This is a genomic window from Arthrobacter sp. Hb9-2 (assembly GCF_059091165.1).
This window is the reverse complement of sequence record NZ_JBNHGJ010000011.1, coordinates 23,988-43,854: the sequence shown is the minus strand read 5'-3', so window position 1 is coordinate 43,854 and position 19,867 is coordinate 23,988. Positions and strand designations below refer to the sequence as shown.

Sequence of the window (19,867 nt, the reverse complement as noted above, 5' to 3'; positions counted from 1 at the left end):
TTAGGCCGCCGGCGTCGTGGTCGTGGCCGAGGCCGTGAAGGACCGGCCGGAGCCTGGGAACTCCTCCAGCAATGGCAACGGGGAAGGGTCACCCGTTGGCGACGGCGGATCCTGAACCGCCGGCGAAGGCGAACCGTCCGTTACCGGCGGCGCCGTCATTGCTTTGTCTGTAGAAGTAGCACTTGCCGTTCCGCTCGGGTTGCCGGTCGCTGTTCCGGTCGGGCTGCCGGTCGCTCTTCGGGACGCCGTTCCGGTCGGGCTGCCGGTCGCCGTTCCGGTCGGGCTGCCGGATGAGTTTTCGGACGGCGTTTCGGAGGGACTTCCGGACGAGGTGCCAGACGGAATGGCAGACGAGGTTTCAGAGGGAGTGGCAGACGAGGTTTCGGACGGACTGCCGGACGGCGTTCCGCCGGCGGTCGCCGTGCCCGAGGGTGTGGTCGTCGTACCTCCGGTCGCTGGCGCAGTTACCGTTGCCCCGTTGCCCTCAGCGACGGCAGCCGGAGCTGCACCGCCGGCGGAGGTTTCGGCGGAAGCACCGTTGTTAATAGCCGCAACAGCCGACAACCCGCTGGTGGCCCCCGCCTCCAACTCGAGGCCTGCCGTCTGGGAGGAGTCACCCTCCTTCGCGCTGGCCTCGATGCCTGTCACTGGCAGCCGGGCATCCCCCGCAGCTGCGGCCGCGGAGCCGGTCCCACTGCCGCCGGTTCCTGTGGGCGGAAGTGTCTCCAAGGAGTCCGAAGCCCCAGCCGGCGGGACGAACACAGATGTCAGGCCGCTGAATCCTTCCGGGCTTTGGGCGGCGGTGGCGCTAAGAACCGTGAATAGGGCAGCGGTAGCCGCGATAGCAGTGAGCCGCACCCTCGGTTTCGGCGCGTGCGCTCCGCCCCTCTCCCTGGAGCTTGGCGCGCGGGCCGCTGCCGTGGCGGAGCGTGGCGCCGTGGTGGTGTTTCGTGACCAGGAGGCCACCCGAACAGGTATCTGCCCACTTTTCAGGGCAGGACTTTGTCCGCTCTCACCATATGTGCCGGCTGCACCGGGATCCACTGCGGCAGAAGCCTCAGCGGGGGTGGGCTGTCCCAGCACTGCGGAAACGGCGGCGCCAAGGCAGATTGACGATTTGGGGTCGGCATCCACAGCGATGGGCCTGTCAAGCTGCTCCGAGATCAGCTGTGCAACGAGGGGAATCCGGGAAGATCCGCCAATGAGCAACACAGCTGTGAGATCCGGAGGCTCCAACTCCAGCTGCCCCAGCGACTGTTCCAGCGCGTCCACCGTGTCCCGGATGTGTTCCTCGATCAGTGACTCGAATTCGGGGCGGACCAGGCGGACCTGCTGCTGGATGCCTGGCAGGAGCACGGAGATGCTCGCCTCGCTGTCAGAGGAGAGCGCTTCCTTGGCTTCCACGCACTCCCGTCGCAGCCGGGCCAGTGCGGCGAGCACTCCAGGCTCGGCAGTGTCCAGCCCGGCCAGTGCCCCACCGGTGTTTTCAGCCACGTAACGGAAAAGGGCGGCATCAAAGTCGGCGCCGCCCAGGTCTTCAAAGCCCTCCGGGCGCCCCAGCAGTTCGAACCGGTTGCTGGCAGTTTTGCGGAGAACAGCAGTATCGAAGGTCCCCCCGCCGAGGTCGTAGACGGCGATGGTACTGCCGGCCTCCACCCGCACCTGCGAGGCATAGTGCAGGGCGGCGGCTTCCGGTTCGGTCAGCAGGGTGACTTTCCCAAGTCCGGTTGCGGCAAGGGCGTCCTTTATGAGGGAGGTCCTGTGGGTGCCCCATGCGGCGGGATGGGTCAGGATGATTTCCGACGGCGGCTCAGCCTCGCGCTCGGTTGCCCGGTCTGCCACCCACCGGGCCATGGTGGCGAAGACGTCCTCGGGTGGAAGGGACAGCATGCCTACAGAGATGGGCACGGCGTCGCCCACCCGGCGCTTGAACTCACGAACTACGCGCCCGGGGGAATCGAGCCCGCGGCGTTCCGCGGCCTCCCCCACCAGGACGGGGCCTTCCTCCGGGTAATACACCACAGACGGCACAGCTGATCCCCGAAGGCCCAGCGGCAGGCACTCCGGAACCGGCGCGGCTCCGTCATGAAAACGGACAACAGCGGCCGCCGTGAAACTGGTCCCCACATCAATGGCGAGAACGTAGCTCATGGGTACCTCAGCAAAACTCGTGGTCGCCAGCAAGCTTCATCACGGGCGCACGTCACCAAGGTAGCATCACGGCCGGGACCGCGAATACCCCCATTGCTACACCGAATTGTTATTTGCCCGCAGTACTGCGGGTGCTAAGAAGAAACCCCTGCTCAGAGGCCCGAATACGAGTGGAGGCCGTTGAAGAACTGGTTAACGATGGTGAAGTTGAAGATGACGCAGAGGTAGCCAACGATCGACAGCCATGCCGCGCGCGTTCCTGTCCAGCCGCGGGTTGCACGGGCGTGCAGGTAGCCGGCATAGACAACCCAGATAACAAACGTCCACACTTCCTTGGTGTCCCAGCCCCAGAACCGGCCCCAGGCTTTCTCGGCCCAGATGGCGCCGAACATCAGCGTGAAGGTCCATCCAATGAACGCGATGGCGTTGATGCGGTAGGAGAGGTTCTCCAGGCTCAGCGCGGACGGCACCAGGCGCATGAAGCCGAGCTTGTCCGTACCGCCGGCGGCGACGGTCTTCAGCCGGCGCGCCTGGACCAGCTGCAGCGCTGACATCGCGAACGTCAGCGTGAACAGGGCCGAGGAGAGCACGGCGATGGACACGTGGATGATCAGCCAGTAACTCTGCAGGGCGGGAACCAGGTGGCCAACGGGGGTCCAGTACGCCACGGAAGCGGCCACCAGCATAATAATGACCAGCCCCACCACAAACGTGCCAAGGAAGCGCAGGTCGCGGCGGATCAGCACCAGCAGGAACACGGCCACGGCAACGAAGGCACCGGTAGTGAGGAACTCGTACATGTTGCCCCAGGGCACCCGTCCCGCGCCCAGCGCGCGGGTCAGCACGCCTGCGCCGTGGATCAGCGCACCCAGGACTGTCAGGGCTACCGCCACCCGGGCGGGAGCGCGCCGTTCGGCAGCGTACTTCATGTCGCCGTCGGCGGTGATTGCTCCCCCGGCCCCGTTCCCTGCTGACGGGGAGGCGGACGACGACGGCCGTTCAGCCCTGCCCGCCGGCCCGGCGAGGTGCGACTCGCTGCGTGCTCCCGCCCGGGCCCCTACCGGCACCCGGGCCGGGTCTTCCGCCTGCGCGGCCTTGAGGTCGATGGCGCGCAGGGCCCTGCTGCTCTTGGCCAAGTCCCAGGCGAAAGCTATGAAAGCCACCGTGTACGTGCCTGCAGCGAGCAGCATAAAGAGCTCGCTGTACTGGCCCATGGTTTCGTTGATTCCGTACGGCATTACTGGTCCTTTTCGGGCCCGGTGGGGCCTGCTGGGGTGGTGACTGAGCCTGTAGTGGTGGCGGCGCCGGGGTAATTGTCCTGCTCGCGGCTGGGTGTTTGCTGGGAGGGTTCCGGCCCGGCCGGATCTGCGTCGAGCTGCCATTCCCCGGACAGCAGGTTCCGGACGGCTTCGGCTTCAGCGGCGAGGCGGTGGTCCTCACCGCGGGCCAGGAGCCCGTACTCCACCATGGTGCGGCCGTCTGCGTGGGTGCCCGTGCGGACCCAGACGCGGCGGCGGTTGACGTAGAGGGAGAGGATCAGGCCGGCCACCGCGAGGAGCGCAAAAATCAGGGCGTAGAGCTGGCCGGGGTTGTGGTGGATGTCCACGCCGATGTACCGCTTCACGCCGTCGAAGCTGATGGTGCCCTTGCCGTCGGGCAGCGTGTAGCTGCTGCCAGGGCCCAGGGTGATGCCGCCGGCGTCCAGGTTCCTCGCGTTCAGCGGAGTCAGGTCCTGCACATCCAGCTCGAAGACGTTCTGCGGGGCGCCATCGTCCAGGCCCAGGTCCCCGTAGTAGGAGTTCAGCGTCAGCTGCGGGTTGAAGAGGTCGGGGTCGCCGCTGAAGGACACCCCCTCGTTCGAAACGAAGGCCGTGGGCAGGAAGAAGCCGGCGAAGCCCAGCTGGTCCGGCTTGGCATCGGGAACCTTGATGACCACTGAGGAGTAGTAGTTGTCCCCCTGCAGCTTGGCTACCACCGGCCCCTGCATCGCCACGTTTCCGTCGCCATCCCGAATGGTCACCACGGGAGCGTACCCGTTGCCGGTGAGGTAGATGCTGGTGCCGCCCAGGGTGATGGGGTCGTTAACCTTCAGGATTTCCTTCTGCGCTGGAGCGTCAGGGTTCTCCTTGGTGGTCACGGCGGCGGAGAAGTCGATGGGCTGGCCGAACTTGCCCTCCGACTCCCGGTCGAAGGTGATGTCGAACTTGTCCAGCTGCACGGAGTAGGGCTGCAGCTGGCCGGACTGGAAGTTGGTGCCGGGCGTGAACTGGTCGTAGCCCACCAGTGTGTTCACGAACGTGTCACCCTCCACGAGGATCCGCTGGCCGCTATAGCCGAACAGTCCGCCGATGGCCACGGACACCAGCACCCCGATCAAAGACGTGTGGAACACCAGGTTCCCCACTTCCTTTGTGAAGCCGCGCTCAGCGCCCAACGAGGGACGTTCTCCGCCGCTGTCCCGGACCTCCACGCGGTAGCCGCGCTTCTTCAGCACCGCCGCGGCACTGGTGATGGCGTCCGACGCCGGGATCCCGGCGTCGGACGGAATGACCAGGGTGCCGTACTCGGGGAGGCGGGACAGGCGCTTGGGCGTCCGCGGGGGCTGGGACCGCATCGCCTTGTAGTGGGCGATGGCCCGGGGCACCACACAGCCGATGAGGGAGATGAACAGCAACAGGTAGATGGCCGAGAACCAGGCCGAGGAGTAGACGTCGTACAGCTGCAGGGTGTCCAGCAGCTTGCCGTAATCCGGGTTGTCCTTGATGTACTGGGTGACCACGGACGGGTTGGCCGGGCGCTGCGGGAACAGCGAGCCCGGGACCGCAGCGACGGCGAGGAGCAGCAGCAGGAACAGCGCTGTGCGCATGCTGGTCAGCTGGGTCCAGGCCCAGCGGAGCATGCCCATCGGCCCCAGCGCAGGCAGTGCGGCTTCCGCCTTGGCCTCTGATATCTTGGCGCCGGGCTCATTGCCACCGGCCGGGACGGAAGTTTTCTTTTCTACGTTCACGCGCTCGCTCATCAGATCGGCAACTTCACATCGGTTTGGAACCAGTACTGCAGCCCGGTGACCCAGGTGCCCCAGATGCCGCTGGCCATCAGCAGCCCGAGGACCACCAGGATGCCGCCGCCAATGCGCTGGATTGCCAGCCGGTGCTTGCGGAAGAACGCCATGACGCCCATGCCCCGCCGAAGTGCCAGGGCAATCAGCAGGAAGGGGATCCCCAGGCCGAGGCTGTAGACGAAGGCCAGGAACGCGCCCTTGGCGGCGGACGAGCCGCCGGAAAGGCTCAGGAGCTGGACCGCGGAGTAAGTGGGCCCGATGCACGGTGCCCAGCCCAGGCCGAACGTGAGGCCCAGGAGAGGCGCCCCCCACAGCCCGGCCGGCGGCTTGGCGTGGATCTTGGCGTCCCGCTGCAACCAGCTGAACCCGCCCATAAACACCACGCCCATAACGATCACCAGGATGCCCAGGACCTGTGTGATCCAGGCATTCTGCGGCCCGGCGATCAGGCTGCCCAGCTGGCCGAACGCACCGCCGAGGAGGACGAAAATCACGGAGAAGCCCAGCACGAACAGCCCTATGCCCAGCAGCATCCGGCCGCGCTTCTGCTTCTGCAGGTCTACCCCTGACAACCCCGTGACGTATCCCAGGTAGCCGGGAACCAGCGGAAGGACGCACGGGGACAGGAAGGAGACCAGTCCGGCCAGCAGCGCCACCGGAATGGCGAGGAGGAGCGAGCCGTTGAGGATGGCTTCGGCGAAGGGGCTGTTCACGGGTCTGCGCTACTCTGCCACGGCGGCAGCGACGAGGGCTTTCAGGGTGCCCTTCTGGATCTCGCCGAGGACGCGGGAGGCCACGCGCCCCTGCTTGTCCAGCACGAGGGTCGTGGGGACTGCGCCTGGCGGAACCAGGCCGGAGACTGCCAGCAGGACGCCGCCGTCCTTGTCGTCGAAGCTGGGGTAGGTCAGGTTGAAGGACTTATCGAAGGCTTCCGCGGTGGCCTTCTCGTCCCGCAGGTTGACGCCGTAGAACTGTACGCCCTGGGGCTTGAATTCCTGGTGGAGCTCTTCGAGGATGGGCGCCTCAACCCGGCACGGGGCGCAGGCCGCGAACCAGAAGTTCAGGACGGTGACCTTGCCCTGGAGGTCAGCCGGCGCAACCGTGGTTCCGTTGAACAGCGTGCCGTTGATCTGGAGCGCGGACTTCCGGTCGCCCGCCGCGAACTCCGTGACGGAGCCGTCGCCGGCCACATAGTTCTTGTTGTCCCCGGCCCTTGCCTGTTCCGCAAGGGCATCTTCCTGGGCACATGCCGAAAGGCCCAGGGTGATCGCGGTCAGCGCCAGGCCGCCGGCAGCAAGGACGCTGCGGCGGGAGCTGATGGGCAGGCCGGGCCTGCCCTTTTGGATAGAACTGTCAGTCACTTCTAGGCTCCAGGGGTGCTGGCTGCACCGGGAAGAAGGGACGCCGCGGGTTCGCTGTACGCGACGCGCACCAGGGTGCCGTCGTCGTCGAACATCAGCGACGTGATGGAGGTGAGTGTGCACTCACGCTTTCGCGGGTCGTGCCACAGGGGCTTGCCTTCCGCGCTCAAGCGGGTGGCCCAGATGGGAAGCTGGTGGCTGACCATGATCGCTTCGGGCCCCTCTGTTCCGAAGTCGCCGTCGGCGAGCTCGATAGCGCGGAGGCGTGCCTCCTGTGCCGCTGCCATAACCCTTGCCGCCTGCTGCTTGTACGGCTCGCCCCAGGAGGGCCGGAGGGGGTTGACCAGCCGCGGCCAGTGCTTGGGCCTGCGCAGTTCCGCCTTGCTGACCTTCATGCCCTCGAAGTAGTTTTCCGCCTCGATGATCCGCTCCTCCGTGTGGATGGGCAGATGCAGGGCGTCCGACGTCGGCCGTGCAGTTTCCTGCGCGCGGTCCAGCGGCGAGGCGGCCAGGTACGTGATACGGGCCCCGTTTTCGGAGCGCTGCCGGAAGTGCTCAGCGAGGGTGCGTGCCATCTCCAGCCCAAGCTCGGAGAGGTGGAATTCGGGCAGCCTTCCGTACAAAACGCCGTCAGGATTATGGACCTCGCCGTGGCGGAGCAGGTGGACAGTGGCTTGGGGCATGTTTACCAGTTTCTCAAAGATGGCGTTCGATCCGAAATCTTCTACATCCAGTAGAACTGAAATTTATGAAGAAATGTTCCGGAGTCGGGAACAAAAGATGCATATGCATGTTTATAGTAGATGCAGCAGTTAGTTGAGACTTCAACCGATGAAGGTTCAACAGCAAGACCGTCAACAGGTAACACCCCAAAGGAGCAACATCATGGCACTTCCCGCAGACGTCACCACCGGCACCTGGACCCTCGACAACTCCCACAGCGAGATCGGCTTCACCGTCCGCCACGCAGGCATCAGCAAGGTCCGCGGCCAGTTCAAGGAAGCAGCAGCAACCCTGGAACTGAGCGAGGACGTGGCGGAATCCCGGATCAACGCCACCATCAACACCGCCAGCTTCGACTCGGGCGACGCCAACCGCGACGGCCACGTCAAGGGTGAAGACTTCTTCGACGTGGAGAAGTTCCCCGAGATGTCCTTCGTCTCCAACGGCCTGGTGGCCAAGGGCAACAGCTACGAGCTGACCGGCGACCTGACCATTAAGGGTGTCACCCGCCCGGTCACCCTGGAAACCGAGTTCAATGGTGTGGCCGTGGACCCATTCGGCAACACCCGCGCCGGTGTTTCCGCTGAAACCACCATCAGCCGCAAGGACTTCGGCCTGACCTGGAACGCTGTCCTCGAGACCGGCGGCGTCCTGGTGAGCGACAAGGTTGCCATCAACCTCGAGCTCGCCTTCATCGCTCCCGCAGCCTAGTCATCCTTTCCGCCGGAACCCCGGCACCGGCCTTCGCGCCGGTGCCGGGGTTCTGTCATTGATGGCTTTCGCCGTCCGGCCTGCGCAGTGAAACCGTGGCCCGGTGCGCAGGGGCAGTCCCTGCGCACCGGGCCTCGCCGTGCCGCCGCCGGGGCGGGGCTACAGTGATGGCCATGAGCAACTTTGACAGCACGGGGCCCCGCAACGGATTTGCCGGCATGTTCTCGGTGGCGGGACTTCCCACTGAGGTCAAGGTCTCGTTCTGGATCTGGTTCCTGGGCGGCATCCTCGGCCTCCTGGGCGGACTGCTGGGCATGCTTGCCTCGCTGGTGCTTTTCGCGGCGGCGCCCGCTGCGGCCGCGCTGGTTCTGTTGCTGATGCTGCTGGCGGCGGCCGTGGGAGCCGCGCAGATCGTCTTTGCCCTCAAGATGAAAGAGGGGAAGCAGTGGGCCCGGCTGGCCCTCACAGTCCTGACGGGCGTCACCCTGGTCCTCGCCCTGATCAACCTGGCCATGCGTGTTGGCCAGGGCGGCAACTGGGCGGGCTTCCTGATCAGCCTCGCAGCAACGGTCCTGCTCTGGCTGCCGAACTCGCAGGCATGGTTTGCAGCGCGGGGGAACAAGGGTTAGCAAGGCATCGCAGGGCAACTGCCGAGCAGGGGGCGGAATACCTCCCTGGAATGACCCATCTGCCGCCAGTCCGGGGGTACGGTGGACTTAAGCCATGCTGGGGGTAGGGCACAGGACCGAAACCCGGCAGCCTACCAGAACCCGACATGCCAAAGGACAGCTCATGAGTAATCCTCCCGTCCCGCCTCCCGTGCCCAACGATCCCGAGCAGGGCAACCAGCAGCCGCGCTACGGGGAAAACGCCCCGCAGTACGGACAGAACGCTCCCCAGTACGGCCAGAACCCGCCGCAGTACGGACAGAACGCTCCCCAGTACGGCCAGTCCGGCGCCCCGCAGTACGGGCAAAACACTCCACAGTATGGCCAGAACCCGCCGCAGGCTCCGGGCTTTGGCCAGCAGCCGTACGGTCAGCAGCCTTACGGGCAGTCCCCGTACGCGCAGTACCCTTCGGAGCAGCCGCAGCCCACAGGCAGCAACGGGGTGCCGCAGCTGGTCAACATCTCGTTCTGGCTGCTGATCGCCTCGGCCGCCATCTTCGTCATCTCCATGCTCACCGGGCTCACCCAGCTGGACGACCCGGTATTCCGCCAGACCTTTGAGCAGCAGATGGAGGGCAGCGGAGCGGGCGTCACCTACGAGGACATCAAGGGCGTCATCGCCGGCACCCTGGTGGTCTTCGCCATCCTCGGCGCAGGGCTCTACCTGCTGGTGGCCTTCTTTGTCCGCAAGGGCAAGAACTGGGCGCGCATCCTGGGTACGGTGTTCGCTGCACTGTCCATCTTCAGCCTCTTCGGTCCTCCCAGCATTGGAACCATCGGCACCCTTCTGGGGATCGCCGCCATCGTCCTGCTGTACCTGCCGGCGGCTGCCCCGTACTTCCGGAAGCAGCAGCCCTTCGCCAACCCTTACGGTGGCGGCTTGGGCAACCCCTACGGCCGGTAGGTTTACGCACTTCCCACACCTGCGGGCGTGGGCCCCGGAACCGCCTGAGAAATCTAGGCGGTCTGCCCCGGGGCCTGCGCCCGTTGTGCGTGGTAGGCCAGGATCTGCAGTTCGGTGGCCATGTCCACCTTGCGGAGGTTGACCCCCTCCGGCACCTGGAGCATCACGGGGGCGAAGCTCAGGACGCTGCGGACGCCGGCGGCCACCACGCGGTCGCAGACATCCTGTGCCACGGCCGCCGGCAGCGCCAGCACCACCATGTTCGCTCCGGTCCGGTGCAGCACGGTTTCCAGGTCGGCTACGTCGCTGACGCGCAGCCACCCCACCTCGTTGCCCACCACCATCTGGTCGGCGTCGAAAATGGCCACGACGTCGAACCCGCGGGATTCGAATCCGCCGTAACGTGCCAGGGCCTTGCCAAGGTTGCCTGCGCCGACGATGGCGACCTTCCAGTCGTGCGTCAGTCCGAGTGCCGCCGCGATGTGGCGGCTCAAGTACTGCACCTCGTAGCCAACACCGCGGGTACCGTAGGAGCCCACGTGGGACAGGTCCTTGCGCAGTGTGGCGGAACTGACGCCTGAGGCTTCGGCCAGGGATTCGGAGGAAACGCGCTCCACTCCCTCGGCAAGCAGGGTGTTCAGGGCACGCAGATAGAGCGTCAGCCGGGCCACCGCTGCGGGCGGAATCTGTTTGGCTGGCGTGCCAGTGGTACCCGGAAGATCCGGGACAGCCTGGGGAGTTGAATCCAGCGAAGCCACCAGCCCCTCCCTCGCATCGCGTTGTGACTCCACTCTAGAGCCCTCCGGCCGATGCCAACAAAGCAGCCGGCCACAAAGCACGCGCGGTCACCGGTGCTGCTCCCCTACTCTGCCATGGCCCGCTGAAGCACGCGTTCCAGCCGGATCTCATCGATCTTCCAGAAGTCGCGCTGCACGCCGTCCACCAGCACTACCGGGATTTCCTCGGCATAGCGGTCCCGCAGTTCCGGCTGGTGGTCCACCAGCTCTTCCGTCCACTCAAGGCCCAGCGAGGCAGTAACCCGGCCGACGGCGTCGCGCGCCTCTTCGCACAGGTGGCAGTCAGCTTTGGTGATCAGGACGACGTGCGGTGTTGCCATGACTTAACCGTAGCCCCGTTGACTGTGCCCCGCGACGCCGACAGTGTCCACCGACTGGATTGACTAGACTCGACACCATGCCCGAGGAGAAGTACGTCGCCGTAGTCACCAAGCCGGTTGCGGCGCCGCAACCCGGCGAGGCGGCGTTCTTCGATGTGGACAACACCCTCATGCGCGGCGCCAGCCTCTTCCATGTTGCCCGCAAGATGCACCAGCGCGGAGCCTTCACCATGGGCCAGGCTGCCGGGTTCGCCTGGAAGCAGTTCAAGTTCGTGGCCCGCGGCGAAAACATGGACGACGTCCACGCTGTCCGCGACTCCGCGCTGACCCTGGCCGCAGGCATCACGGTTGACGACGTCAAGGCCCTCGGCGAAGAGGTCTACGACGAGATGATCGCGTCACGGATCTGGCCGGGCGCCAAGGCCTTGGCCGAGCAGCACCTGCGGGTGGGCCGGCGGGTGTGGCTGGTCACTGCGACCCCCATAGAAGTTGCCACTGTGATCTCCACCCGGCTGGGACTCACGGGAGCCCTGGGGACGGTCGGGGAGATCTCGGAAGGCATGTACACCGGCCGCCTGGTGGGAGACATCCTGCACGGCTCCGCGAAAGCTGTGGCTGTCCAGGCAGTGGCGGATGCCGAAGAACTGGACCTGAAGCGCTGCTGGGCCTACAGCGACTCCTTCAATGACATCCCGCTGCTTAGCCTGGTGGGCCATCCGGTGGCCATCAACCCGGACGCCCGCCTCCGCCGCCACGCCCGCGACAACAACTGGCCCGTTTACGACTTCCGGGCAGGCCGCCGCGCAGCCACCTTCGGCCTCAAGGCAGCCACTGCCGGCGGCGCCGTCTACGGACTCTGGAAAGGCTTCGCCCGCATCCGGGGTCCCCGGGCATAACGGGCACCAAGGCATAACGGGCACCAAGGCATAACGGGCAGGGCAAAAACAAAATGCCCGCCACCTCGGAAGGCGACGGGCATTTCCACGCTGTTCGAAGTATCTCTACTTCTTGTTGCGGCGCTGGTGACGGGTCTTGCGAAGCAGCTTGCGGTGCTTCTTCTTGGCCATACGCTTGCGACGCTTCTTAATAACTGAACCCACGAAAGTTCCTTACAAACTAGATGCAGTACCTGTCTGATGGAAAGTGTTCGTGGACAGAGCTACGAACTGAACAACTGACAGATTCTTACAATGACGTAAAACGTTCCTTAACAGGGTACCGCTTATCCGGAGCCGCTTCTGACCGGTCCGGCTGGGACCGGCGAAAACACGGCGAATGCGACGAAACGACTCAGGCGGTTTCGGTGTGGCCGTCCACCACGGCGCCCTTGAGGTACTGCTCAACGGCGGCTTCGGGTACCCGGTAGGAGCGGCCGAACCGCACTGCCGGCATCTCTCCGGAGTGGACCAGCCGGTAGACAGTCATTTTGGAGACGCGCATGACCTGGGCTACTTCTGCCACGGTCAGGAACTTCGCGTTGGAGAAGTTCTGTTCTGCCGACATTTCCCTATTTTCCTTTGCTGACGGATGGACAACAGTGACCCCAGGTACGTGCCAATGCGGTGTTACGATGCTGAGCCATCCACCAACCACCTTCTAGATACTCTAGATGTTCGTGTGGCCAATGTGAAAGTAGTACTGTCCCCCTATTTACTCCGCCACTCCGCAGCGGGCGCCTACCTTCTCCGCTTGCGGGCGGAGGCGGCCAGCTGGTCCAGCACCGAGACCGAAGCGTCCCAGTCCATGCAGGCATCGGTCACGCTCTGCCCGTACACCAGCTCCGACCGGCCGGCCGCGTGCTCGGCAACATCGAGGTTCTGCGCGCCGCCCACCAGGAAGCTTTCCAGCATGACGCCGGCAATTGCCTGCGCGGAAGCGCCGCCGTCCTCGAGCTGCGCGCCGATCTCCAGCGCTACTTCTGCCTGGCGGTGGTGGCTCTTTCCGCTGTTGGCGTGGCTGGCGTCAACGATGAGGCGCGGGTTCAGCTGCTTGCCGGCGAGCTTGGCTGTTGCAGCCTCGACGTCGGCAGCAGAGTAATTGGGCCCTTTGCGTCCGCCACGGAGGATGACGTGCGTGTCAGGGTTTCCCGCCGTGGCCACGAGCGCGGCCCGGCCGTCGCCGTCGATACCAAGGAAAGCCTGGGCCGCCGCGGCAGCACCGCAGGCGTCGATGGCAACCTGGAGGTCGCCGTCGGTCCCGTTTTTGAAGCCGATGGGCATGGAGAGCCCGGAGGCGAGCTGCCGGTGGATCTGGCTCTCGGTGGTGCGGGCCCCGATGGCGCCCCAGGAGATAAGGTCCGCCATGTACTGCGGGCTGATGGGCTCCAGGAATTCGGTGGCGGTGGGGAGGCCGAGCGCGGTGACCTGCTGCAGGAAGTGCCGTGCCGTGCGAAGGCCGGTCACCATGTCGTGGCTGCCGTCCAGGCGGGGATCGTTGATCAGGCCCTTCCAGCCCACCGTGGTGCGGGGCTTTTCGAAGTAGGCCCGCATCACGATCAGCAGGTCCTCCTTGTGCTTCTCGGCCTGGCTGACCAGCCGCCGCGCGTACTCCAGCCCGGCCTTGGGATCATGGATGGAGCACGGCCCCACGATCACCAGCAGGCGGTCATCCACACCGTCCATGATGGCGCGGACTTCGTCACGTCCGCGTTCCACGACGTCCGCCACGCGGGCGTCCAGCGGCAGTTCAGCGATGAGTTCCTGCGGCGTGGGCAGGGCGGTGAATTCGCTGACGCGCAGGTTCGACGTCGATTTCGCTGCAGCTTCACCAAGGGGGCGGGCTGCGGTGGCATTTGCGGGGGCTGTTGCGGTGCTCATGTTCGGGTCCTGTTCCAGATAGGAAGCGGGCCCAGATCAGAACCCGCCGGAGAAACGGCGAAGGGCAGAGAATGATCTCTGCCCTGTTGGCTCTGAAGGAAAGTTGGATGCGTGTCAGTTAGACGCGGGCCCCTCCAGAGCCAACGAAAAATACGCATACCAACGGTTTGTCATGCCATGAACCATAACCGCGGGCCGCTGTGGCCGCAAACTGTTACGTCGCATCCCGCGACAGGCTTGCCACCAGCTCCGCGTGCTTCTGGTCGGTCAGGCGGTACCAGTACATAATCCCGACGGAGGCCAGCACCAGTGCCCCCGGCAGCAGCCCTGCCGCCGCCCTGATGGCGAGGGTGGCAGTATCAGACTGCTCCGCTATCCCCGAAACGTAGCCGCCCCAAGCCAGTGAGAAAGCGACGACGGCGGCGCCGAATCCCATGCCGAGCTTCCGGGTGGCGGCCAGGAGCGCGTAGTTGATTCCCTGGACCCGGACTCCCGTTTTCCACTCACCGTATTCCACGGTGTCGGCGATCAGGGCCCAGGTCACGATGCTGACGGACGCTGAAGCAAGGAGCCCCAGCACGAGGCCCGCCAGGCCGAGCAATGGAATGTCCGCGGGGGCCAGGAAGACCAGCGCTCCGCCCATCGCCCCGAATCCGCCGCCAACACTGTAGACGGCCCGCTTGCCCCATCGGGCCACCGGAACCGGCATCAGGACAGCCAGCGTCAGCGTGATCACCACTTGGGCTGCGGCCATGACGGGGAAGAGGTCCACCCGGGACAGGACGTCCCGGAGGTAGTAGAACTGGGAGGCGCCGGTGGCAGAAGTTCCGGTGACGAAAAGGACGGAACTCACGCAAAGGATCACCAGCGGTGAGTTTGCCTTGAGGGCTGCCACGCTCTGGCGAAGGGTGATCTTGGGGACGCTGCCGGGGACCTGCTCAACGCACACTATGCCCGTGAAGCAATAGAGCAGTGAGCCAACGACGGCGAAGGTGATGGTCAGCCAGGTAAAGATCTGCTGCATGTCCTGGCCGGCACCGAGGAGCGGTGCAATGAAAAAGCCGAGGGTGGCCCCCACCGAGAGGCCGCCGATGGTACGGGCACCACCGAGCCTGGCGCGTTCCTTGGCGTCCTGGGTCATGGCCCCCACCAGGCACCCGTAAGGCACATTGACCATGCTGTAGGCAACACACACCAGGGCGTAGGTGCAGTAGGCGTACAGCAGTTTCAGGGACGGGTCGACGTCCGGAACATGGAACACCGCCACACTCAGCAGCAGGGGAATGAAGCCGAACATCAGGAACGGGCGGAACTTTCCCCACCGCTTGCTTAGCACACGGTCCACGATGCGGCCGGCCGCTATGTCCGTGAAGGCGTTAAAGACCCGCGCAACGAGCAGCAGCGATCCTGCCGCCGCTGCCCCGATCCCCGCTACATCGGTGTAATAAACAAGCAGGAACATGTTCCCGGTACTGATGATCATGCTGTTGGCCGCATCGCCGGCCCCGTAGCCGAGAACGCTGAGCCTGCCCAGTTTCTTCATTGCTTCCTTGTCTACCGGGCTGAGAAACCGCTTTCTCATGCCCGCAGAAGAAACTTACCCCAAAATTTTGCGAAGAAACAGCAGCTGCCGGATCCAGTGGTGTTCCTGGCCGCCTTCGTGGTTGTTAAACCGGTAGACCTCAATCTCCTTGGCGGCTCCGGTGCCGGATGAATCCGGGGTGCCGGAGCCGTAGGCATTGAAGCTGGCGAAGACGGTGGACGGCGGGCAGATATCGTCCATCTGGGCTGCGGAGTACAGGGCCGGCGCCGTTGCCAGGCGCGCCAGGTTGACGCCGTCGAAATAGCGCAGGACCGCGAGCATCGGTTCGTATCGGTCCCGGTGCCGGGCCAGGAACTGGGCGATCTCCGGGTACGGGCCGCGCGGGGTGATGTCGATGGCGCGCGGGAAGTCCTGCAGGAACGGAACATCGGGCAGCGCGGCGATCACGCCGTCGAGCCGTCCCGCAGCCAAGCCTGCGGTGGCAACCACGATGCCGCCGCCCTGGCTGACGCCGGCGAGAACCACCTGTGCCGGATCGATCTCCGGATGGCTTTGGACCGCTTCCACGGCCCGGAAAGCGTCCACATAGACCCGGCGGTAGTAGTAGCCTTCCCGGCTTGCGATGCCCCTGGTCATCAGGCCTGCGTGGGCCACGCCGCCGGCGGAGGGGTGCGGGTCGGGCGTCTCACCCAGGGTGCCGCCGTAGCCCTGGCCGCGGGTGTCCATGATGAAGTGCGCGTAGCCTGCCTGCGCCCACTTCGTGTCCTGGTTGACCAGGCCGCGGCCGCCGGAGTAGCCCACATACTGCACCACTACCGGCAACCTTGTTCCAGCGGCCCTGTTGGCGGGGAGGTGCAGCCAGCCCTTGATGGCGGCGCCCCCATAACCGGCGAACGTGGCATCGAAGGTATCGATGACCGACAAGTAGTTCTCCACCGGTTCAAAGGATGCATTCAACGGAAAGGCCCGGGTTTCGGCGATTGTGGCGTCCCAGAAGGAAGTGAAGTCGGCGGGCGGCGTCACGTCCGAGGTGTAGCTGCGGAGCTGGGCCAAGGGAAGGTCGAAGAGTGGCATGGGCTATCCGGTCCTGTCAGGTAGTTGGCATGGTCTACGGCACTGCTTACAGGCCGGCGAGACACTTCTCGAAGATCTTAGGGGTGGCCGCACAGTCCCGGCACGGCCGCATGACGCCGCGTTCAGCGACGTGGCGTCATGCGTCCGCGCGTTGCGGATCTTTGCCTGCTCAGGACCTACAGGCGCGACAGCTCCGGGGTGAACATCTGGAGCTGGTGTGACCGCACCACCAGGCTCCGCAACTCGGTCAGTCCGCCGGATACCGCGCCGGCTGCCCGGGCCTGAACCAGGACGTTGCCCAGCGCTGTCGCTTCCACCGGCCCAGCCACGACTTTCCTGCCGGTGGCATCGGCGGTGAGCTGGCAGAGCAGCCGGTTCTGGGAGCCGCCGCCCACCACATGCACCACGTCCACTGACCGGTCAGCGAGGCGCTCGGCGTCGCGGATGGTGCGGGCGTAGCCGGCGGCCAGGCTGTCCATGATGCAGCGGGTAATCGCGGCAGGATCGTTCGCCAGTACTTCTCCGGTGCGGCGGACCGCGGCGCGGATGCGGTCCGGCATGTTGTCCGGGGCAATGAAGTAGGGGTCGTCCGGGTTAATCTGTGGCCCGCCTGGCGGCAGAGCCGCAGCCGCGGTCAGCAGGGCCGGAAGCTCGGGCCGGAACCCCTCGGAGGCCCACGTCCGCTGGCATTCGCTGAGGAGCCAGAGGCCGCCCATGTTGCGGAGGTAGCGGATGGTGCCGTCAACGCCGCGTTCATTCGTGAAGTTCGCCTCGCGGCTGGCCTCTGTAAGGACAGGGTGCTTCAGCTCAAGCCCCACCAGGGACCAGGTACCGGAGGAGATATAGGCAAAGTCCTCCTCGCCGTCCTCGGCTTTCGCGGGGACGGCGGCGACCGCGGAGGCGGTGTCGTGCGAGCCGACAGCCACCACTTCTGTGTCCTGCGGAAGGCCTACGTGGGCGGCAATGGCCGGCAGGAGGGTGCCAACAGTTTCACCGGGCTGGACCAACGGGGGGAACAGGTCCTTCCGCAAACCCAGCGCAGTGAGGAACTCGGTGGCCCACTCCCCCGCCACGGCGTCGAACAAGCCCGTGGTGGAGGCGTTGGTGGCCTCGGTCCGGCGCTGCCCCGTCAGGAGGAACGCGATCAGGTCCGGGATCAGGAGCGCCTGGAGGCCGTCCAGGTCCGGCTCGCTGGCCAGCTGGTAGATCGTGTTGAACTGCAGGAACTGCAGCCCCGTGGTCCCGTACAGCCGTGCCGGGTCCAGCTTCCGGTGCACCGGCTCCACAGCGGTCCGGCTGCGGTCGTCCCGGTAGCTGAACGGCTGGGCGGTCAGTTCGCCGGCGGCGTTGACCAGGCCGTAGTCCACGGCCCAGGTGTCGATGCCGATGCTGGCTACACGCTCACCTTGCACGGCGGCAACGGTCGCCGCCGCCGAGAGCCCCTTGAGCACTTCGGCGAAGAGGGCGTTGAAGTCCCAGCGCAGCCCGCCGTCGATCTCCACCACGCCGTTGGGGAAGCGGTGGACAACTTCCAGCTCAACGCTGTTTTCCCCGCCGGCATTAACGCGGCCCAGGATGACCCGGCCCGAGGAGGCGCCGATGTCGACGGCGGCGAATACCTTGGCGGGGCCTGCGGAAACTGCCCCGGCCTGGGCCGGGGCAGTTTCGTTGGTGCGTTCGGCGCTCATCGCAGGAAGGCTGCGGCCACTCCGGCGTCCACGGGGATGTGCAGGCCGGTGGTGTGGGACAGTTCGTTGCTGGTGAGGACGGCGGCGGCGTTGGCCACGTGCTCGGGCAGGACTTCGCGCTTGAGCAGGGTGCGCTGGGCGTAGTACTCGCCCAGTTTCTCCTCGTCCACCCCATACACGGCGGCGCGCTTGGCGCCCCAGCCGCCGGCGAAGATGCCGGAGCCGCGGACCACGCCGTCGGGGTTGATGCCGTTGACGCGGATGCCGTGCTCGCCCAGTTCCGCGGCGAGCAGGCGCACCTGGTGGGCCTGGTCCGCCTTGGTGGCGGAGTAGGCGATGTTGTTCGGGCCGGCGAACACGGAGTTCTTGGAGGAGATGTAGATGATGTCCCCGCCCAGGCCCTGGGCAATCATGACCTTCGCGGCGGCCTTGGCCACCAGGAACGAGCCCTTGGCCATCACGTTGTGCTGCAGGTCCCAGTCCTTCTCGGTGGTTTCCAGCAGCGGCTTGGAGATGGACAGGCCGGCGTTGTTGACCACCAGGTCCACACCGCCGAACGCCAGCACAGCGGCGTCGATCGCGGCAGCGACCTGGGCTTCGTCCGTGACGTCTGCCTGCACGCCGATGGCAACGTCCGGGCCGCCGAGTTCTTCGGCGACCTTTTCGGCGTTCTCCAGGTTCAGGTCGGCGATGACCACGCAGGCGCCTTCCGCGGCGAGGCGGGTGGCGATGGCCTTGCCGATGCCGGAGGCGGCGCCGGTGACCAGGGCGATGCGGGTGGCGTGGGACTTGGGTTTGGGCATCCGGGCCAGCTTGGCTTCCTCCAGCGCCCAGTACTCGATCCGGAACTTCTCGGATTCCTCGATCGGGGCATAGGTGGAGATCGCCTCGGCGCCGCGCATCACGTTGATGGCGTTGATGTAGAACTCGCCGGCAACGCGGGCGGTCTGCTTGTTGGCGCCGAAGGAGAACATGCCCACGCCGGGAACCAGCACGATGGCCGGGTCCGCGCCGCGCAGGGCCGGGCTGTCCTGGTCCGCGTGGCGGCTGTAGTAGGCCTGGTAGTCCTCGCGGTAGTCCGCGTGCAGCTCGTGCAGCCGGGTAATCGAGTCCTCGACTGAGGCGTCGGCGGGCAGGTCCAGGATCAGCGGCTTGACCTTGGTGCGCAGGAAGTGGTCCGGGCAGGAGGTGCCCAGGGCGCCCAGGCGCGGGTGCTCGGCGGCTTCGAGGAAGTCCAGGACGACGGCGTCATCGCTAAAGTGCCCCAGCTGCGGCTTGTCCGTGGAGGCCAGGCCGCGGATCACCGGTGCCAGGGCTGCGGCCTTGGCACGGCGCTCTGCCTCGGGCAGTGCTGCGTAGCCCGGGAGCTTGGGTCCGAAGGGTTCGGTCTTGCCGTTGTCGCGGATGTACTTCTCGGCCTGTTCGATGATCCACAGCGAGTTCTGCTCTGCTTCTTCGCTCGTGGCGCCCCAGGCGGTGATGCCGTGGCCGCCCAGGATGGTGCCGATGGCCTGCGGGTTGGCTTCCTTGATGGCGGCAATGTCCAGGCCCAGCTGGAAGCCGGGGCGGCGCCAGGGCACCCAGAGGACCTTGTTGCCGAAGATCTTGGTGGTGAGGGCCTCGCCGTCCACCGCGGTGGCAATGGCGATGCCGGAGTCCGGGTGCAGGTGGTCCACGTGCGCGGCGTCCACCAGGCCGTGCATGGCGGTGTCGATCGAGGGGGCTGCGCCGCCCTTGCCGTGCAAGCAGTAATCGAACGCGGCAACCATCTCGTCCTCACGCTCAACACCGGGGTAGACGTTCTTCAGCGCGTTCAAACGGTCAAGGCGCAGCACCGCGAGGTTTTCCGCCTTCAGCGTGCCGAGGTCTCCGCCGGAGCCCTTGACCCACAGCAGCTGGACGTCCTCGCCCGTCACCGGGTCCTTCTCGGTGCCCTTGGCCGAGGTGTTGCCGCCGGCAAAGTTGGTGTTCCGCTTATCCGCACCCAGGCGGTTGGAACGCGAAATCAGGTCTTCAACAGTCTTGTTACCTGTGTTCTGCATGTTCATGC

General features: G+C 65.8%; 19 protein-coding genes. 4 read left to right on the top strand and 15 right to left on the bottom strand.

All coding sequences use genetic code 11. The features are described from left to right. The 6 genes from AC5RV1_RS08540 to AC5RV1_RS08515 all read right to left on the bottom strand — a co-directional run bounded on the left by AC5RV1_RS08540 (nucleotide 1) and on the right by AC5RV1_RS08515 (nucleotide 7,256). Entirely contained in the window at nucleotides 1-2,151 is a 2,151-nt protein-coding gene (locus AC5RV1_RS08540; RefSeq protein WP_493994188.1) for an Hsp70 family protein, read from the bottom strand. Nucleotides 2,152-2,303: 152 nt separating this feature from the next. Further along, nucleotides 2,304-3,389, bottom strand: a complete 1,086-nt coding sequence (ccsB, locus tag AC5RV1_RS08535; RefSeq protein WP_493947132.1) for a c-type cytochrome biogenesis protein CcsB — start codon at nucleotides 3,387-3,389, stop codon at nucleotides 2,304-2,306. Continuing rightward, complete coding sequence (resB, locus tag AC5RV1_RS08530; RefSeq protein ID WP_493994187.1) at nucleotides 3,389-5,170, bottom strand: cytochrome c biogenesis protein ResB; 1,782 nt, start codon at nucleotides 5,168-5,170, stop codon at nucleotides 3,389-3,391. The genes ccsB and resB overlap by 1 nt, the downstream gene beginning before the upstream one ends. Further along, nucleotides 5,170-5,925, bottom strand: coding sequence for a cytochrome c biogenesis CcdA family protein (locus AC5RV1_RS08525; protein WP_493947134.1), 756 nt, complete (start codon nucleotides 5,923-5,925; stop codon nucleotides 5,170-5,172). Before AC5RV1_RS08525 ends, resB begins: the two co-directional genes overlap by 1 nt. Nucleotides 5,926-5,934: 9 nt before the next feature. Continuing rightward, nucleotides 5,935-6,573, bottom strand: coding sequence for a TlpA family protein disulfide reductase (locus AC5RV1_RS08520; protein WP_493994186.1), 639 nt, complete (start codon nucleotides 6,571-6,573; stop codon nucleotides 5,935-5,937). 2 nt (nucleotides 6,574-6,575) lie between these two features. Continuing rightward, nucleotides 6,576-7,256, bottom strand: coding sequence for a histidine phosphatase family protein (locus AC5RV1_RS08515; RefSeq protein WP_493994185.1), 681 nt, complete (start codon nucleotides 7,254-7,256; stop codon nucleotides 6,576-6,578). A gap of 202 nt (nucleotides 7,257-7,458) precedes the next feature. Here AC5RV1_RS08515 and AC5RV1_RS08510 point away from each other — a divergent pair, with 202 nt between their 5' ends. From AC5RV1_RS08510 to AC5RV1_RS08500, 3 genes are all read left to right on the top strand, one after another. Further along, a complete protein-coding gene (locus AC5RV1_RS08510; protein ID WP_493947136.1) occupies nucleotides 7,459-8,007 on the top strand; it encodes a YceI family protein in 549 nt (182 codons plus the stop codon). Nucleotides 8,008-8,180: 173 nt separating this feature from the next. Next, complete coding sequence (locus AC5RV1_RS08505) at nucleotides 8,181-8,636, top strand: hypothetical protein (RefSeq protein WP_493994184.1); 456 nt, start codon at nucleotides 8,181-8,183, stop codon at nucleotides 8,634-8,636. Nucleotides 8,637-8,799: 163 nt separating this feature from the next. Next, a complete protein-coding gene (locus AC5RV1_RS08500; RefSeq protein WP_493994183.1) occupies nucleotides 8,800-9,579 on the top strand; it encodes a hypothetical protein in 780 nt (259 codons plus the stop codon). 53 nt (nucleotides 9,580-9,632) lie between these two features. Here the strand turns inward: AC5RV1_RS08500 and AC5RV1_RS08495 are convergent, their stop codons facing one another. Then, nucleotides 9,633-10,337, bottom strand: a complete 705-nt coding sequence (locus AC5RV1_RS08495; RefSeq protein ID WP_163166736.1) for a redox-sensing transcriptional repressor Rex — start codon at nucleotides 10,335-10,337, stop codon at nucleotides 9,633-9,635. Between the two features lie 104 nt (nucleotides 10,338-10,441). Next, the gene (locus AC5RV1_RS08490; RefSeq protein ID WP_493947139.1) at nucleotides 10,442-10,696 is read right to left on the bottom strand and encodes a glutaredoxin family protein; all 255 of its coding nucleotides are present in this window, start codon (nucleotides 10,694-10,696) and stop codon (nucleotides 10,442-10,444) included. A 77-nt stretch (nucleotides 10,697-10,773) separates the two neighbouring features. On the opposite strand from AC5RV1_RS08490, the gene AC5RV1_RS08485 reads away from it, so the two are divergent. Continuing rightward, complete coding sequence (locus AC5RV1_RS08485; protein ID WP_493947140.1) at nucleotides 10,774-11,592, top strand: HAD family hydrolase; 819 nt, start codon at nucleotides 10,774-10,776, stop codon at nucleotides 11,590-11,592. A 105-nt stretch (nucleotides 11,593-11,697) separates the two neighbouring features. On the opposite strand, the gene AC5RV1_RS08480 is transcribed toward AC5RV1_RS08485, so the two are convergent. From AC5RV1_RS08480 to AC5RV1_RS08450, 7 genes are all read right to left on the bottom strand, one after another. After that, on the bottom strand, nucleotides 11,698-11,796 hold the full coding sequence (locus AC5RV1_RS08480) for a 30S ribosomal protein bS22 (RefSeq protein WP_003792170.1): 99 nt from the start codon (nucleotides 11,794-11,796) through the stop codon (nucleotides 11,698-11,700). A gap of 190 nt (nucleotides 11,797-11,986) precedes the next feature. Continuing rightward, on the bottom strand, nucleotides 11,987-12,199 hold the full coding sequence (locus AC5RV1_RS08475; RefSeq protein WP_163166742.1) for a helix-turn-helix domain-containing protein: 213 nt from the start codon (nucleotides 12,197-12,199) through the stop codon (nucleotides 11,987-11,989). A 173-nt stretch (nucleotides 12,200-12,372) separates the two neighbouring features. Continuing rightward, the gene (locus tag AC5RV1_RS08470) at nucleotides 12,373-13,512 is read right to left on the bottom strand and encodes a 3-deoxy-7-phosphoheptulonate synthase (RefSeq protein WP_493994182.1); all 1,140 of its coding nucleotides are present in this window, start codon (nucleotides 13,510-13,512) and stop codon (nucleotides 12,373-12,375) included. A gap of 214 nt (nucleotides 13,513-13,726) precedes the next feature. Next, the gene (locus AC5RV1_RS08465) at nucleotides 13,727-15,094 is read right to left on the bottom strand and encodes a glycoside-pentoside-hexuronide (GPH):cation symporter (RefSeq protein ID WP_493994181.1); all 1,368 of its coding nucleotides are present in this window, start codon (nucleotides 15,092-15,094) and stop codon (nucleotides 13,727-13,729) included. A gap of 15 nt (nucleotides 15,095-15,109) precedes the next feature. Further along, nucleotides 15,110-16,129, bottom strand: a complete 1,020-nt coding sequence (locus AC5RV1_RS08460) for an acetylxylan esterase (RefSeq protein ID WP_493994180.1) — start codon at nucleotides 16,127-16,129, stop codon at nucleotides 15,110-15,112. Between the two features lie 176 nt (nucleotides 16,130-16,305). Further along, nucleotides 16,306-17,817 carry a rhamnulokinase gene (locus AC5RV1_RS08455; protein WP_493994179.1) on the bottom strand — a complete coding sequence of 504 codons (1,512 nt, stop codon included), beginning with the start codon at nucleotides 17,815-17,817 and terminating at the stop codon, nucleotides 16,306-16,308. After that, nucleotides 17,814-19,865, bottom strand: a complete 2,052-nt coding sequence (locus AC5RV1_RS08450) for a bifunctional aldolase/short-chain dehydrogenase (RefSeq protein WP_493994178.1) — start codon at nucleotides 19,863-19,865, stop codon at nucleotides 17,814-17,816. The genes AC5RV1_RS08455 and AC5RV1_RS08450 overlap by 4 nt, the downstream gene beginning before the upstream one ends. Between the last annotated feature and the right edge of the window lie 2 nt (nucleotides 19,866-19,867).